14 protein-coding genes and 2 pseudogenes are annotated in these 13,480 nt (G+C 57.0%); 7 read left to right on the forward strand and 9 right to left on the reverse strand.

From position 1 onward, the window contains the following. Positions 1 to 429: pseudogene (locus tag JX360_RS15995) on the reverse strand (excinuclease ABC subunit UvrA); the annotation flags it as partial. Positions 430 to 670: 241 nt separating this feature from the next. On the opposite strand from JX360_RS15995, the gene JX360_RS16000 reads away from it, so the two are divergent. Continuing rightward, positions 671 to 3,058, forward strand: a complete 2,388-nt coding sequence (locus tag JX360_RS16000; RefSeq protein ID WP_244352930.1) for a transglutaminase TgpA family protein — start codon at positions 671 to 673, stop codon at positions 3,056 to 3,058. Here the strand turns inward: JX360_RS16000 and JX360_RS16005 are convergent. Beyond that, entirely contained in the window at positions 3,047 to 4,483 is a 1,437-nt protein-coding gene (locus JX360_RS16005) for a cryptochrome/photolyase family protein (RefSeq protein WP_244352931.1), read from the reverse strand. The genes JX360_RS16000 and JX360_RS16005 overlap by 12 nt on opposite strands. Positions 4,484 to 4,607: 124 nt before the next feature. After that, the gene (locus JX360_RS16010; protein WP_244352932.1) at positions 4,608 to 4,823 is read right to left on the reverse strand and encodes a hypothetical protein; all 216 of its coding nucleotides are present in this window, start codon (positions 4,821 to 4,823) and stop codon (positions 4,608 to 4,610) included. A gap of 186 nt (positions 4,824 to 5,009) precedes the next feature. Between JX360_RS16010 and rbfA the strand changes: the two genes are divergently transcribed. The 5 genes and pseudogenes from rbfA (at position 5,010) to JX360_RS18100 (ending at position 7,950) form a co-directional block, all read left to right on the forward strand. Further along, complete coding sequence (rbfA, locus tag JX360_RS16015; protein WP_244352934.1) at positions 5,010 to 5,441, forward strand: 30S ribosome-binding factor RbfA; 432 nt, start codon at positions 5,010 to 5,012, stop codon at positions 5,439 to 5,441. A 253-nt stretch (positions 5,442 to 5,694) separates the two neighbouring features. Beyond that, on the forward strand, positions 5,695 to 6,177 hold the full coding sequence (locus JX360_RS16020; RefSeq protein ID WP_244352935.1) for a hypothetical protein: 483 nt from the start codon (positions 5,695 to 5,697) through the stop codon (positions 6,175 to 6,177). Between the two features lie 31 nt (positions 6,178 to 6,208). Next, complete coding sequence (locus tag JX360_RS16025) at positions 6,209 to 6,976, forward strand: pseudouridine synthase (RefSeq protein ID WP_244352936.1); 768 nt, start codon at positions 6,209 to 6,211, stop codon at positions 6,974 to 6,976. Between the two features lie 104 nt (positions 6,977 to 7,080). Next, a pseudogene (locus JX360_RS18095) lies at positions 7,081 to 7,293 on the forward strand (helix-turn-helix domain-containing protein); the annotation flags it as partial. A 420-nt stretch (positions 7,294 to 7,713) separates the two neighbouring features. Further along, positions 7,714 to 7,950 carry a DUF4115 domain-containing protein gene (locus JX360_RS18100; protein ID WP_425244430.1) on the forward strand — a complete coding sequence of 79 codons (237 nt, stop codon included), beginning with the start codon at positions 7,714 to 7,716 and terminating at the stop codon, positions 7,948 to 7,950. Here the strand turns inward: JX360_RS18100 and JX360_RS16035 are convergent. The 5 genes from JX360_RS16035 to JX360_RS16055 all read right to left on the reverse strand — a co-directional run bounded on the left by JX360_RS16035 (position 7,934) and on the right by JX360_RS16055 (position 11,956). Next, positions 7,934 to 8,623, reverse strand: a complete 690-nt coding sequence (locus JX360_RS16035) for a phosphoribosylanthranilate isomerase (protein WP_244352938.1) — start codon at positions 8,621 to 8,623, stop codon at positions 7,934 to 7,936. The two genes, JX360_RS18100 and JX360_RS16035, sit on opposite strands and share 17 nt — an antisense overlap. Before the next feature lie 30 nt (positions 8,624 to 8,653). Then, positions 8,654 to 9,724 carry an LOG family protein gene (locus JX360_RS16040; RefSeq protein ID WP_244352939.1) on the reverse strand — a complete coding sequence of 357 codons (1,071 nt, stop codon included), beginning with the start codon at positions 9,722 to 9,724 and terminating at the stop codon, positions 8,654 to 8,656. A 139-nt stretch (positions 9,725 to 9,863) separates the two neighbouring features. Further along, positions 9,864 to 10,205 carry a thioredoxin gene (gene trxA / locus JX360_RS16045; protein ID WP_244352940.1) on the reverse strand — a complete coding sequence of 114 codons (342 nt, stop codon included), beginning with the start codon at positions 10,203 to 10,205 and terminating at the stop codon, positions 9,864 to 9,866. A gap of 155 nt (positions 10,206 to 10,360) precedes the next feature. Then, a complete protein-coding gene (locus JX360_RS16050) occupies positions 10,361 to 11,557 on the reverse strand; it encodes an RNA-guided endonuclease TnpB family protein (protein WP_244352942.1) in 1,197 nt (398 codons plus the stop codon). A gap of 81 nt (positions 11,558 to 11,638) precedes the next feature. After that, positions 11,639 to 11,956, reverse strand: coding sequence for a DUF3082 domain-containing protein (locus tag JX360_RS16055; RefSeq protein ID WP_244352944.1), 318 nt, complete (start codon positions 11,954 to 11,956; stop codon positions 11,639 to 11,641). 90 nt (positions 11,957 to 12,046) lie between these two features. Here JX360_RS16055 and JX360_RS16060 point away from each other — a divergent pair, with 90 nt between their 5' ends. Further along, entirely contained in the window at positions 12,047 to 12,739 is a 693-nt protein-coding gene (locus JX360_RS16060; protein ID WP_244352946.1) for a J domain-containing protein, read from the forward strand. Here JX360_RS16060 and JX360_RS16065 read toward each other — a convergent pair. Beyond that, positions 12,731 to 13,480 (reverse strand): SDH family Clp fold serine proteinase (locus JX360_RS16065; protein WP_244352948.1); only part of this gene is annotated, 750 nt, incomplete at its 5' end. The genes JX360_RS16060 and JX360_RS16065 overlap by 9 nt on opposite strands.

Raw genomic sequence — 13,480 nt, forward strand, 5'->3', positions numbered from 1 at the left:
CATGATCTGATCCACAATCTGATCCACCGTCTGGGGGGCGATGATTCGGTCACAGTGGGGGCAGTGGGGGATCCCGGCTCGTCCGTACAGCAGCCGCAGATAGTCGTAGATCTCGGTGACGGTGCCAACGGTGGAGCGTGGGTTATGACTGGTGGATTTTTGATCGATGGAAATGGCCGGACTTAAACCCTCGATGCGATCCACATCCGGCTTGTCCAGTTGTCCCAAAAATTGCCGTGCATAAGCACTGAGGGACTCTACATAGCGCCGTTGTCCCTCCGCAAAGATGGTATCAAACGCTAGGGAGGATTTGCCGGATCCGGAAACCCCTGTGAACACCACCAACCGATTGCGCGGGATCCGCAGGTTGACTTCCTTGAGATTGTGCTGGCGCGCCCCCACCACATGAATTTCGTTCTGGCCGGACATCTCACCACCTCAACGCCAGGGTAAAACCCGCCGGGACCCAGCGGATGAAGAAATCTTAACGATTTTAACGCTGGACTTGGGCAGCATCTGGCAAGCCGATTGCCCAGGAGAGAGAACCTATCAGGTGAAGTCTCAGGATCCAAAACATTGGGATGGGGATCCCAGGCTCAGGGATCCGTTTGGGGCAGTTAAAAAAACAACTTCGCTATTCTGAGAAGGTGAAGGTAGACCGTGAGGGCCGATGACCTGGACGCTGCGATCCGTGCAAAAAGTCTTTGTTTACCTCCTGGTGGGCATAGCCTTTATCGCCCTCTGTTTGGGGGATCAGGCTTTGTCGCCGCTGGTGATCGGCCTTTGTTTGGCAGCTGGGGTGGGCAGTTGGTTTTGGGATCCGCCACGGATTCACTTTGCCCGCTATGCCCCTCTGTGGATGCCCCTGACGGTGAGTGTGTTGCTCAGTTTGGCGACGCTGGTGCTGTTGGGCATTCTGCAGGCTTCGGATGCGGCGTTGGGTTTGGTGCTCTATCTCACGGGGGCCAAGTTGTTTCAACGGGAACGGGCAGCGGATCACATTCAGTTGGCGGTGCTGTCGTTGCTGCTGATGGCAATTGCCACCTTGTTCAATGAGGATATTAGCTTTGGGCTGTTGTTTTTGGTGTATGTGGCGGTGGGGCTGATCAACCTCACCCTTTACCACCTGCGCCTGCAAACGGAAATTCACCCGCAAGCAGCCAGCCAAACCCGGGATATCCGCCTCAACTTTTTGGGCTTTCTGGGATCCCTGGCGTTGGTGGCGGTTGGAGTATCGGTGATTTTGTTTTTCCTGTTCCCACGGGTCAGTTTGGGGATCCTGGGCCGGCAATCCCGTTCGCCGGTCATGACCACTGGCTTTGCGGAAGAGGTAAGCCTGGGAGGATTTGGCACGCTGAAAACCGACAACACGGTGGTGATGCGGGTAGAGTTCCCGGCGGGGGTGCCCCCCCAGGTGGATATGCTCTACTGGCGGGGGATCAGCTTTGATCGCTACGACGGGCTGGCCTGGTCACGCACGCTAGACCGATCTACACCCATTCCCTTAAATGCAGCGGGAGTGTTTGATCTTTCGGCTTCCAGTCTGATCCCCACAGCACCTGGCTTGAGCGTTTTCCCTTTAGAGCAACTGATCTATCTGGAGCCGCTGGCCACCAACACGGTGTTTGGGGTGGCACCCCTGGTGGAGGTGGAGTGGTTGGATCGGGGCGGAGCGACCACGGCCCGTCAGGAATGGCAACGGCAAAACCGCCGCCTCAGCTTGAGTGAAACCGGGGATATTGGCCACTCTTTGCCCAGGCAACTCCCCTATCTGTATCGGGCTCTCAGCCGCATCCCCACCGGTTTTGGGCCCCGCCTGCAACAGGTCAGCCACACTGAGATCCTAGCGGCTCTAGATCCAGTGCAGCGACAAGCCTATCTGCAGTTGCCGACGGATTTGGATCCCCGTATTTCCGCTTTGGCAGAAGAGGTCACCGCCGGGATCCCGGATGATTGGGGCAAGGTGACTGCTCTGCAGGAGTATCTGCTGGAGAACTATGCCTACTCTCTGGATCTGCCGGATCCGGGGGCTGAGCCTCCCCTGGATGCCTTTCTGTTCACCCATCGACGCGGTCATTGTGAATACTTCGCCACGGCCCTGACGGTACTGGCCCGCAGTGTCGGCATCCCCGCCCGTACGGTCAATGGCTTCTTGGGGGGACGTTGGCTGGCCCAGGAGAATTATTTGGCGGTGCGCAATGCCGATGCCCATTCCTGGACGGAGATCCCCTTTGGCCCCTACGGGTGGGTCACCTTTGATGCCACACCGCCCGAGGCCAATGTCAGCTTGCGGGAAACCTGGTGGGATCCGATTCAGGATTTCTACGACAGCTTGCGCTTTCGCTGGTTCAAGTATGTGATTCAGTACGACCTGTTTACCCAGCAGCAGATTTGGCGGCAGATTCAGGAGATCGCCAGCACCGTCACCGCTCCCCCCGACCGAGAAGAGTTCGGTGCGGCCTTCCGGCGGGGTTGGGCCGCCTTCTGGCAAACGGTGCAGCACAATGGGCTACCGGTGCTGGGTGTCGTCTTGATCACCGGATCCATGGCCTATTGGGGCTACCGACGCCGCTATCAGCCGTTGCGCTGGCGGGATGGGGGGTGGATCCTGTTGGCCTCCGCTGGGAATGGCACTGTGATGGGATCCCTGTGGCAGCCGCCCCCAGAATGGCCCACCTGGATGGTGGGGATCCTCTTGCCCGGCATGGCCTTTGCCCTGATGCGGTGGAGCCCGGCTGCTTGGCCCAAACCCCGCCAACGGCGACAGGCCATTTCAAGGCTGTACCTACAACTGCGGGATCTTTCCACAGCGGTGGGGATCCCGGAGCACCTGGGGCCGGAGCAGCGGGTGGAGCACCTGCGCCACTCCGATTTGCCGCAAGCTCAGCTGGCCATCCACTTCCTGCAGCGCTACATGGAAATTCGCTTTGGTGGGATCCCATTGGCAGCCGGGGAATTGCAGTATTGGCAACAGCAACTCGGGCAGCTGCGGCGGCAGTGGCAGCCATTGGCTAGAAACCCTTCCGGCACCCCCAAAAGGGCATCCTCAGCCGCTTGAGCAAGACCCTTGCACCGCCTGGTAACGCCGTTTGAACTCCTGCTGCTGCACCTTGTGATTCACAATCGGATCCGGATAGCCACAGGCGCGCCGTTCCTGCAAGGCCCAGGAGCCCTTTTGGTCATCGCCCACCAGCAACAAAGCAGGCGTATCCAGCCCTGCCAATTCCGGCACATAGCGACGGATATACTCCCCTTCTGGGTCATAGCGGGCCGCTTGGGTGGCCGGGTTAAAGATGCGCAGCGGCTTGGGATCCGTGCCCACACCCGCACTCCACTGCCAACCGCCGTTGTTGGCCGCCAGATCCCCATCCACCAGCTTTTGCATAAAGTAGCGTTCCCCCCAGCGCCAGTCAATGAGCAGATCTTTGGTCAGGAAGCTAGCCACAATCATCCGGCAACGGTTGTGCATCCAGCCCGTCTCGTTCAGTTGCCGCATCGCTGCGTCCACGATCGGGTAACCCGTCTGCCCTTCACACCAGGCTTGGAACCTATCCTGGCGATTTTCCCACTCCAGCCCATCAAAGGCTTTGCGGTAGGAACTGGTCTCCACATGGGGCCAATGGGCCAGCACATGCTTGTAAAACTCCCGCCAACACAGCTCCTGCCGCCAAGTTTGTAGACTGGCTTCGGCTTCTTCGCTGCGGATCTCCGCTTCCACCGCCACCGTGGCCTGCCACACCTGACGAATGCCCACCGTACCCCAGCGCAAATGGGGGCTGAGCCGGGATGTCCCTTCTTCAGCCGGGAAGTTGCGGGAGCGCTCGTAGTCCAAAATGCGCAGGCCATCGCAAAAGTCTTCCAGAAGCGCTTGGGCCGCCGCCTCCCCCGCCGCCGGGATGGCCTGGGTACAGACAAAGCCCAGATCCGCTAGGGAGGGTAGGGGTTGCGCCTGTAGGGAGGGGACCGGCTGTAATGCCTTAGGAATGGGATAGGGATCCCGCTTGGGCAAGCTACGCCAGCGGCGCCAAAAGGGAGTAAAAACCGAATAGGGATCCCCCGCTTGGGTCAGCACCTCCCCTGGGCCGTGCAGCAGCATGTCCTGGCCAGAAAAGCACTGGATCCCTGCTTCCGCCAAACCGGCCCGCACACGGCTGTCCCGTTGCCGTGCAAACGGCTCCACATCCTCATTCCAAAACACCGCCTTGGCCCCGAGGGTAGCGGCCAAGTGCTGCAGCTCCACCAAAGGATCCCCTATCTGCCAAAGCAGGGTGAGTCCCAGCTGCCGATACCCTTCCTGCAGCCGCTCCAATGCCTCCAGCAAAAAGGCCACCCGCGCCGGAGCCGTATCCGCCCGTTCTAGGATCTGCCGGTCGAAAATAAAGACAGGCACCACCTGAGAACTGTACCGGGCCGCCTCATGAAGGGCAGCGTTATCCTGCAACCGCAGATCGCGGCGATGCCAAAGCAAAACGGGAGACACCATAGGAAGCCAGTGGATGGGATCCCATCTTGCCCGTTTCAGGCTTTCAACTCAACCCAGAGGTAGGCCGCAGCGGATCCCGTGTGGGCATAGGGGCGCCCTACCCAGGTCTTCTGTAAAGAACCCTTTAGAGGTCTAGACTCTCGAACACACGACTGGGACAATGGCGGCAGCGATCATCTGGCTTTTGCTGGCCATCGCTGTAGCCCATCGCGTAAGCTGTATCTCCCAGCATCACCACAAGCTGAGTCAGCTTTAGGGAGATTAACGGATCCAGCGGCTCCGTCACGTTTAGCATGAACTGCTCAAAGGAGCGCCGCAGCGCCTCTGGCGTATTGATCATCACGTCTCCACCCATCCATTGATGGCGTTAGGTATTCATACTCAAGGCAAGATGGACATTGACCCAGAATAAAGGTGAAAGGAAGAGATGCTCGTAGCATCCGCTACTGTTCCTGGGGCCGAGTCGGCGAGGAGCGGCAGCGGGCCGGAGTAAATTTGCAGACGATAGTAGCTCAGAGATACAAAAATGGCGACAGGGCGACGGGTAGCGCGGGTGGCGGAGTTGATCAAACGAGAGGTCAGCCAAATTCTGCTCTCGCAGATCAAAGATGATCGCGTCGGGGCGGGGATGGTCAGCATTGTGGATGTGGAGGTTTCCAATGACCTACAAAACGCCCGCATCTTCGTCAGCATCTATGGGGATGAAACAGCGCAGCAACAAACCATGCAGGGACTCGAAGCTGCTACCCCCTTCGTACGGCGGGAAATTGGCCATCGCCTTAGCCTACGTCGAGTACCAGTTCTGGTGTTTTTGCAGGATCGCTCTTTGGAGCGGGGATCCCGTGTTTTGTCGCTGCTTAGCCAACTGAAGCGGGAGTCCGAGGCCCGCCAGAGGGGATCCCAGCTTGAGGTTGAGGACAGAACTGGGGGCGAAGCAGAGGAGTTAAGCCACCCATAATTGCACTGATTTCGGGAGATCTGCGCTAAGCGTCAGCCGGCTTTGCAGGAAATGGAAAGGGATCAATGAGGAGAAATGGATTGGCCTTGCCAACTGAATAGACGAGGAGAACCCTTGCTTGATAATAATGCGGGCAACTCAGAAGCAAGGTTTTTTTACCCTTTAGAGAGAATTTTCTGTCTGTATTAATGACCGAAAAGTTTTTGGATTTGCTAGGCTTAAGAAGCTCTAAAGAAGCTGTTCATGCCTTTTCATGGATGCCCAAAGTCCACTGCAACCGGATCCCTCTTTGGCAGGTGCTACCCCACTGCAAGCTCTGCAGGCCCTCAATCAGAGTGTTGCGGAAGCTTTGGTCTCCTGCTTGAAGGGTCAACCGCAGCAAGCCGCTCAGCACCTTTTACTGGCTCTGCCGCAGCTGATGACCGCTCTCGGGGCCTTAGGGCAAGAATCTCCTGACACAGGAGCAATGGGCCGCCCTTCAGAAGCCAACCCCAAGCGCATCATTCACATCGAGGGTAACCGCGTGGAGGTGTGGGTGGATGACCAGATTCGTAGCAGCTGGAGCATTTGGTCAGTAGGCGATCTCAAGGAAGTCTGTCGGCTGGCGGAAGAGTTTGATTGTGGTCTCAGCTATTCTTTCTTAGGGGATGGGCCAGAGGCACAGGCGGAAATGTTGCTCTTGGCCCCCAGCCCTGGTGGCGATTTGCTCTCGAAGCCTGAGGGCTCCGCTGCTTAGCACCCCCCCTTCTTTGGCGGCTCAAACTGCAATGGCAGAACCCCAACGGCTCCAGAAACTGTTGGCTCAGCAGGGATTGGCCTCCCGTCGGCAGGTGGAAGCCTGGATTATGGCTGGTCGCATTCGGGTGAATGGGGCAGTGGTCACCGAGCTGGGCTACAAAGCCGATCCAGAGCAGGATCACATCGAAGTGGATGGTCAGCGGATTAAGTTTTCCAGGGATCCCGTTCGCCATGTTTTGCTGCTCCACAAGCCAGTGGGGGTATTGTCCACCTGTGCGGATCCCTGGGGACGCAAGACCGTGCTGGATCTCCTTCCCGAACCTTGGCACAGCCAAATCCGCCTATATCCTGTGGGTCGATTGGATGCCGACAGCAGTGGGGCACTGCTCCTGAGTGATGATGGCGACCTGACTTTGAAATTGACCCATCCGCGCTATCATCTGCCCAAAACCTATCGGGTGCAGGTACAGGGGCAGCCTAGCCAGACCACCCTGCAACATTGGCGAGACGGAGTAGACTTAGAGGGGTATACCACCCTGCCAGCGGAGGTGGAGCGTTGTCCTGCCCCCGATTTCTTCAAAAGGAGCAATCCTGAAGGTTCCTGGCTAAGGGTGGTTTTGTTCGAGGGGCGCAACCGACAAATTCGGCGGGTGGCAGAGCGTCTGGGGCATCCGGTTCTGGCTTTGCACCGAGAAGCCATCGGCCCGCTGCGGTTGGGGAACCTCAAGCCCGGTCAGTTTCGTCAATTGGAGCCCCATTGGATCCAAGCTTTGCTTGCCCCGTTCCCACAGCGCTGAACATCTTTTCCTCAGGTCACCTCTTTTTTGTTTGTCTCGTCATGTCTCCGAACACGATGCATGATCTTCACAAGGGCCCCCTCTCCTCTGAAGGTAGCCGAACGATGCGAGAGCCAGCATACTCCTTGGAAGCCCTGGGATCCCTGTTGCGGCAAACACGGGAGGCGCGGGGTCTGACGTTGACAGAAGTAGCCAATGATACTTTTATTCGCTCGCAATACCTGCAAGCCTTGGAACAGGCGGATTTGAGCCGGTTACCGGAGCCGGTCTATACCCAAGGGTTTTTGAAGCGCTACGCCGATTATTTGGGGTTGGATGGGGAAACCCTGTCTCGTCGCGCTTTTCCGCTTTTATCGACCCAAACACCGCATGCTTCAGCACCACTCGCTCAGGCCAATGACCCATCAACGTTTGCGCTGCGCCCTTTGCATTTGTGGGCAGCTTATGTGGTGCTGATCATAGTGGCGGTAGGGGGGTTATCGGCCCTGCTAGAGGGTACGGGCAATCCCTTTAGCCGCTGGGTCGTCGGTCTGCAAAACATCAGTCGTGAGGGATCCAACCCATCTCCTGCCCGCAACACCCCTGACTCTTTGCCTCCAGCGCAATCTGTCCTGACCCCCCGGCAACTGTTTCCCACGCTCGACCAATGGACCCGCATCCAAGGGGTATTCCCGGAGGTTTTGGAGGCTTACTCTGGCAGAATCGGGCAAAAGCCAGTGCGGTTGGATATTCGGGTGGTGGAGCGCCCCTCCTGGCTACGGGTGATCGCTGATGGGCAGACTGTCTTTGAGGCTACGTTACAGCCGGGGGCAGAGCTGAACTGGGAAGCGGAGCAATCGATTGTGTTGCGCACGGGCAATGCGGGCGGTGTACTGGTGACTTTCAACAACCGTGACCTTGGGGTGATGGGACAATTTGGGGAAGTGAAAGAACAGATATTTGAGCCGGGTTTGGAGATTAACTCGTTGCAGTAGGGAGCGGGATCCTGGGGGGCAGCGCGGTGGCGATCTCCCACCCCTGGGAGCGGATGTGTTGGAGAAGAGCCTGAACTTTGCCCAGATCTTTATCTCCAGGTTTGACTTCTACACCACTGGAGAGGTCGATGCCATTGGGGGTCACTTGGCTCAGGGCTTGGCCAATGTTGTCCGGGTTCAGTCCACCCGCCAGAATCCAAGGCAACGGTAGGGATCCCTGGGCAAGTTCTGACCAATTGAGGGTTTGGCCGGTGCCACCTGCCTGCTGGGGGTGATAAGCATCCAGGAGCAGCGTTTCTACACAGCCTGTATAGGCACTGGCTAGCGCAAGATCGGCAAGATGGCGAATGCGCAAAGCTTTGATGCGCGGGATCCCAGGGAGCAATTCTCCCAATCGATGGCAATCCTCTGGAGATTCTTGCCCATGCAACTGAACAGCCGTGATCCCCGTGGCTTCTACCCAGGTGGTGATGGTGTGGGGATCTTGATCCAAAAAGACGCCCACCTTCAGGACGGGCAGGGATCCCACCCACCCAGCCATGGCTGATGGGGACAAATAGCGGGGGGTATTGGGTACGGCAATGAACCCAAGGGCACTCACCCCCAGCGCGGCGATCGCTTCCGCCTGATCCGGACGGGTGATCCCACAAATCTTCACAAACAGTTGGCTCATCGAGATCCCTTGGCAGGTTTGGGGTGAAGCTTATTTTTGCTCAGGGCGCATTTGTAGGTGCTCGGGGTGCTGCGGGTGGAGCCTATTGATGCGGCGTACCATTTGCCACAGCCGCCCAAAATTGCGCTGGTTGAAATGCATCACCAATCGCGGCAGGTGGGCGATATCCTCTTCAGCTTCTTCCGGAAGGGCTTGGGTTTGCTGGATCTGGCCGGAATCGAGAATATCGGCAAACTCCTCATTCAGGGTTTCTAGAGCCTCTGCCGAAAGTTCCGCATTCAAACGCAACACCAGCAGCTCCCGCACATAGCGGTTGCTGTGGAAAATGCGATAGAAGTCGGTGATCTGCTGACAGGCATCCCCGACATCGTCGGTGAGGGTATAGAGAAAGAGATCCTCTGGACTGATCAATCCACGACTGAGCAGATGCTCCCGCACATATTCATCCCACTCCTTCCAGTAGCGCCCCCCTGTTTTATCCACCAGGATCAAGGGCATCAGCTTGGTTTTGCCCGTTTGCATCAGGGTCAGGCATTCAAAAGCCTCATCCTGAGTACCAAAGCCACCGGGGAAAAGCACCACTGCATCGGTCTCTTTGACAAAAAAGAGCTTGCGGGAAAAAAAATACTTAAAGTTAATTACCCGATTGCTAGCGGCAATCACGGGATTAGCCATTTGCTCAAAGGGAAGCTGGATGTTCAAGCCAAAGGAATTTTCCAGACCCGCGCCGAGATTGCCCGCTTCCATGATGCCGCCGCCGCCCCCCGTCATCACCATGAAGCCTCGCTGGCTTATGCAGTGGGCAAACAACTGAGCCTGTCGGTATTCCGGACTTTCCGGTTCTAGGCGGGCGGAACCGAAGACAGTGACCTTGCGTTGGTGGGTATAGTTTTGGAAGGCCGCAAACCCTTGCTCCAGATCCTCAAGGGTAGCTGCCAAAATCTTGGCATCCAAACGACTCAGCTCCAGGGAGCCGATCCGTTGCAGAGACTGGATAATGCGTAACCAAGCCGTACGATTGGGATGATGCTCCGCCTGCTTTAGGCAGGTCTCAGATTCAGCAAGAATCTCTTGCAGAAGGGAGGAAAGCGAGTGGGTCAAACTGGGATCCAAACTTCTCTTTAGACTACTTTAGCGGTTTCTCCAAACAGAATCCTGATCAGGTTCCACCCCAGAACCCAAGCGTTACATCCTGACATACCCTGACATACCCAAGAAGCCCATCGTCCCAATTCTGGGTTTAGGATTCAGCAGGTGTGTCGAAGTGCTTTTCCAAGATAGTAGTCAGCGTTGCTTTGGGAACAGCACCCACCACCACGTCTACTTTTTGTCCATCCTTAAACAGCATCAGGGTAGGAATGCTGCGAATCCCATATTGGCTGGCGGTTTGAGGGTTCTCGTCGGTGTTGATCTTCACGACCTTGACCTTACCGACATACTGCTCAGCAATTTCCTGTACCACAGGAGCGACCATCCGGCAGGGGCCACACCAAGGAGCCCAAAAATCCACCAAAACCGGAATGTTGCTGCCTAGCACCTCTGTTTCGAAGGTGGCATCAGCAATATCTACTGCTGCAGACATGCTTGGAGAACTCCTGAAACGGTATTCGTCGCGTCCCATCACTCTATCACAGCTACCTGGGTCGGTGTTATTCTAGGGCGGTTCTTCATCGTCTTAAATTGGCTAATTGGCTCGTCTTGACACTCCCCCGGTTAGAAACCGGGGGATTCTCCCTTCTAGCCCCCCACAGCTTGAAGCTGTGGAGTATTCATGGAGTTCAGGGGATTGCCAAGTACCCCATCCCCTGAGCCGACCGCACCCATTACAGATACGGCTTCTTTTAGACTCAGAGGACACGAGAATCCGTCCCACTGGGCAATGTTCATTGCGGCATTCCAGTCGGCATCACAGCAATACCCGTCCTGCCCGGTGAACAAATGCCCACTCCTTTTCCCAATGGCCTCCGGCCCTGCGGAGCAGATCAATCCTGTCCTGTGGTCGGTTTTGGATGTGTAGGCAGCAGGGCGCTTGTGTAGAGTTCTACCTGCCATCTCCAGCTTGTAGGCAACCTTCCACTCCAGGTCGTAGTACGACCAGGTATGGCGCGATTTCCCGGCATCCGAACGCGCCTTCTGGCTCTGTCTGGATTGGCGAATACCCGAGAGGTCTTCCATCCACACATCCGCATTTACCGCCTTGGCAAACCGCACAATGCGGCGGCTAACGGTGTGGTTGACCGCCCTCATCCAACGGGCTTCTTTGCGCTCCAGTCGCTTGAGTGCTCGGTATTTACCCGCCTGTTGCAACTGGGCACGACGCTTCTGGAAACGACGACGACGATAGGCTACCTCTCCACCCCCAAAAAACACCGCCCGACCCCAACGGGTGGCCGCCACTGCCAAACGGTTCTGCCCCCGGTCAACACCTAACCGCTCCGTACTCTTCACTTCGGGAACTTCCCAAGTGATAGATACAACCGCGTACCAACAGCCCCGTAGCTTCATGAGTTTCAAGGTTCCCCGTTCACAATCCTGCTCAGCCAGGATGCGCTCAAGACGCTCGGCATAGTAGGAACTGCCAACCTCAAGGGGAACCCGCTTGTCACCCTGAATCGTGGGAAAACTCACCGAGTAGGTGCTACCTACTTTGTGCAGCTTCCAGTTTTGGTTGTTGACCTCTGGCCAGAACACTTTGAAGTGTTTGACCCGCCTACCCGCCTTCCCTTTGAGGATGCGAATCACCTGGTTGGAGAGGGCCGACTTGAGTGGTGTCACCACTTTGGCGGTTGTTAATGCTTTTCGTTCCTTCGGACTGATGCGCAGCAGTTCGTTTGCCAGCTCGGTTGTCGCACAAACCGTCTGGGCAAACATCTCTGCTTTGACCACATTGAGGTCAAGAAACTTGAGCTTGAGTGTCGTGGTGACCCGTTTCATGGGGACTATTGTATGTACTATTTCTGTTGCTGAATAAATTCAGCCTGTGCGCTTATATCCCCCGGTTAGAAACCGGGGGCTTTACGCTGCTTTTCGTAAGCTGGCTTTAAGCCGCTCCCCTAGCAACTGGACACCATAGGCCGCCAATCCCAGGCCGACCATGGCAAACATGAAGGTCATCAAAGAAACGGATCCCACCACCAGATAGCGCACCAAAATGCTGATGCCGCGGGTCAAGGAGCCCGCCTCCAGGTTCACAGGCGGCAGGTTAGCCAGCATCGAGAGCAGCAGTTGAAAAAAACCATAGCCCAAGCCGACGGCAAGGGTGGCACCCAACAGCGCATTCAGGGGATTGGGGGATCCCTCCTCAGAGGGGGCTGGAGATTTGGGAGAAGACATGGGATACCCGGGTGAAACTCATCTCCATTCTAGGCTCCAGGTACAATAGAGGAGTTTCCTTGAGGGTTTTTGGGGAGGCCAACGAACAGGATGGCGGAGGGGGCTGCATCGGGATCCCATTACGACACGTTGGGAGTTTCGGCGCTGGCCACAGCGGCTGAGATCAAGCGTGCCTACCGCCATTTGGTCAAGCATCACCATCCCGACAGTCTGCTGGCCAAAAAAGACCGCGCCACCTCCGAGCGCATCCGCCAGATTAATGCCGCCTACACGGTGCTTAAGGATCCGCAATCTCGCCGTGACTACGATCGCCAACTGTACAATCACCGCGCCGCGTCGCGTCCGCAACCCACCGGATCTCCTGGGGAAACAGTTAGCCAGGAGGCCACTGCCCGCGAAGCCTGGATCCGGCAGGTGTATACTCCCCTGAACCGGATTTTGGGGCCGTTGTTATCTTCCTTAAAGCCCCAGTTGAATGCGTTGGCGGCGGATCCTTTTGATCCCGATTTGCTGGATTCCTTTGTGGGGTACCTAGAGGAGTGTCGTCAGAAGTTGGCCCAAGCCCAGCAGATTTTTCGCCGCATTCCCAATCCCAGCAGCCTAGGAGGAGTAGCCTCCCGTTTGTACTACAGCCTCAACCACCTGGAAGATGCCCTAGAGGAGCTGAACTATTTCCCGCTAAACTTTGATGATCGCCACTTGCACACGGGACAAGAATTGTTTCGGCGGGCGAAAGGGTTGCGCACTGAGGCCATGGATGCCTACGCCAGCCGTTCACACTAGGCCAGAACGGGATCCACCACCAGGCATTGCCGGACGCGGATCGTAGGGGGTTGGAATGTATTGCACAGAAGGACGGCCCAGAGTAGCCTGGGGGTACAAATCCATCAAGGCATAGATTTGGGGTGGCAACTCGGTAGAGATGGGTAACCCCAACCCCTGTGCTTCTTCGGCGGTGATCGGGTAATCGTGGGTCACTCGCCCACTGGTTAGGGACTGGATCAGGGGTTCAATGCGTTCGGGATCCATTTTGCGTTTGGGTACCTCATCCTTGAGCAGCTCCCGCACGAAGTTCTGCACCTGCTGCATCGCTTTACGGGCCAGATCCGCCAAAATCAGCGTTTGGTCGTCGATCTCAGCCATGGGCTTATCCGCCAAGACCTGCAAAATGCTAGCGGCTGCATAGCCCCCCAACTGGGGATCCACTGGCCCGAGCACCGCATTGGCATCCATGACAATTTCATCGGCGGCCAGCGCCAACATCGTCCCCCCCGACATGGCATAGTGGGGGACAAACACCGTCACTTTCGCCGGATGACGAATCAGGGCACGGGCAATTTGTTCGGTGGCCAGCACCAGGCCGCCGGGGGTGTGCAAAATCAAATCAATCGGGGTATTGGGTGGGGTCAGTCGAATCGCCCGTAAGACCTGCTCCGAGTCCTCGATGCTGATGTAGCGGGAAACCGGGATCCCCAAGAAGCTAATCGATTCCTGGCGGTGAATCAGCAAAATCACCCGGCTGCC

The organism is Thermostichus vulcanus str. 'Rupite', assembly GCF_022848905.1.
In the GTDB taxonomy this organism is placed as follows: Bacteria; Cyanobacteriota; Cyanobacteriia; order Thermostichales; family Thermostichaceae; genus Thermostichus; species Thermostichus vulcanus_A.

Coding starts and splice junctions, on each gene's coding strand:
- JX360_RS16020 (WP_244352935.1), top strand. CDS start 5,695: ATGGATGCCCAAAGTCCACTGCAACCGGATCCCTCTTTGGCAGGTGCT.
- JX360_RS16025 (WP_244352936.1), top strand. CDS start 6,209: ATGGCAGAACCCCAACGGCTCCAGAAACTGTTGGCTCAGCAGGGATTG.
- JX360_RS16005 (WP_244352931.1), bottom strand. CDS start 4,483: ATGGTGTCTCCCGTTTTGCTTTGGCATCGCCGCGATCTGCGGTTGCAG.
- JX360_RS16050 (WP_244352942.1), bottom strand. CDS start 11,557: ATGAAACGGGTCACCACGACACTCAAGCTCAAGTTTCTTGACCTCAAT.
- trxA (WP_244352940.1), bottom strand. CDS start 10,205: ATGTCTGCAGCAGTAGATATTGCTGATGCCACCTTCGAAACAGAGGTG.
- JX360_RS16000 (WP_244352930.1), top strand. CDS start 671: ATGACCTGGACGCTGCGATCCGTGCAAAAAGTCTTTGTTTACCTCCTG.
- JX360_RS16035 (WP_244352938.1), bottom strand. CDS start 8,623: ATGAGCCAACTGTTTGTGAAGATTTGTGGGATCACCCGTCCGGATCAG.
- JX360_RS16010 (WP_244352932.1), bottom strand. CDS start 4,823: ATGATCAATACGCCAGAGGCGCTGCGGCGCTCCTTTGAGCAGTTCATG.
- JX360_RS16060 (WP_244352946.1), top strand. CDS start 12,047: ATGGCGGAGGGGGCTGCATCGGGATCCCATTACGACACGTTGGGAGTT.
- JX360_RS16055 (WP_244352944.1), bottom strand. CDS start 11,956: ATGTCTTCTCCCAAATCTCCAGCCCCCTCTGAGGAGGGATCCCCCAAT.
- rbfA (WP_244352934.1), top strand. CDS start 5,010: ATGGCGACAGGGCGACGGGTAGCGCGGGTGGCGGAGTTGATCAAACGA.